The sequence below is a fragment of the Hymenobacter frigidus genome (genome assembly GCF_014640435.1).
GTDB lineage: Bacteria > Bacteroidota > Bacteroidia > Cytophagales > Hymenobacteraceae > Hymenobacter > Hymenobacter frigidus.
This window is the reverse complement of the sequence record NZ_BMGY01000100.1, coordinates 1-1,081: the sequence shown is the minus strand read 5'-3', so window position 1 is coordinate 1,081 and position 1,081 is coordinate 1. Positions and strand designations below refer to the sequence as shown.

1 protein-coding gene is annotated in these 1,081 nt (G+C 64.8%); it reads left to right on the top strand.

Annotated elements, in window-relative coordinates; all coding sequences use genetic code 11:
- Positions 1 to 1,081, top strand: a 1,081-nt coding sequence (locus IEW17_RS20610; protein ID WP_229749186.1) for an ISAs1 family transposase, incomplete at both ends; no start/stop codon positions are given.

The following is a 1,081-nucleotide window of genomic DNA, read 5'->3' as shown; positions in this document are numbered from 1 at the left end:
GTTTGACGTCTTTTTTGACCGACTTTGCGGTTCTTCCCGACCCGCGTATCGCCCGTCGACGACAGTATCCGTTGCTGGAAATCCTGTTTCTGTGCGTGAGCGCAAGCTTGAGCGGGTACGAAGAATGGGACGAAATCGTCGATTTTGGCCAGGCGAAACTGGCGTGGCTGCGCCAGTACTTGCCCTTTGAATCCGGCATCCCGGCCCACGATACGCTCAACCGGGTGATGGGCCGGCTAGACCCGCGGGCCTTTGAGAAGTGTCTGATTAACTGGGTGCAGCGCCGCATCGTACTGCCCAGCGGGGCGCAAATTTGCGTGGATGGTAAGCGCCTGCGTCGGTCGGCAACGCTGCAGGCGCAACGCACGGCACACGCGCAGGGCGGGGCGTCAGCCGTGCATTTGCTCCACGCCTGGTGCGACGAGGCGGGGCTGTGCCTGGGGCAGTACCAGACCCCGGACAAAGCCAACGAAATCACGGCCCTGCCCGACCTGCTGGCCCTGCTTGACGTGGGCGGCTGCCTGCTCACCATGGACGCCATCGGGTGCCAGAAAAGCGTGACCCGGGCCATCACTGGGGCCGGGGCCACGTACCTGCTGGCCCTGAAAGGCAACCAGGGCGCGCTGCAAACGGCCGTGGAAGCGGCCTTTACTGCCGTCGGTTCCGCCGGGGCGGCGACCATGGCGGGCGAAAAGCCCGCCCACGGGCGGGTGGAAACGCGTACCTGCCGGGTCTTGCCCGCCACCGTGCTGCCCGCTCCCCTGCGGGGGCCGGACTGGGTCGGGTTGCAGACCTTGGTGGAAGTGGTGGCCACGCGCACCGTGGGAACCACCGGGATTACGCAAACCGAAACCCGTCACTACCTGAGCAGCCACCACGGCACTGCTGCTGATTTTCAAGGCTATGTGCGGCGGCACTGGAGCATTGAAAACCGCTTGCACTGGGTGCTCGACGTCGTCTTTGGCGAAGACCACAGCCGCAAACGGGCCGGCCATGCCGCCGCCAACTGCGCCGTGGTGCGCAAATTCGTCCTCAACCTGCTGCGCACCCAACCCGAAAATAAGAGCCTGAGCCGAAAGCG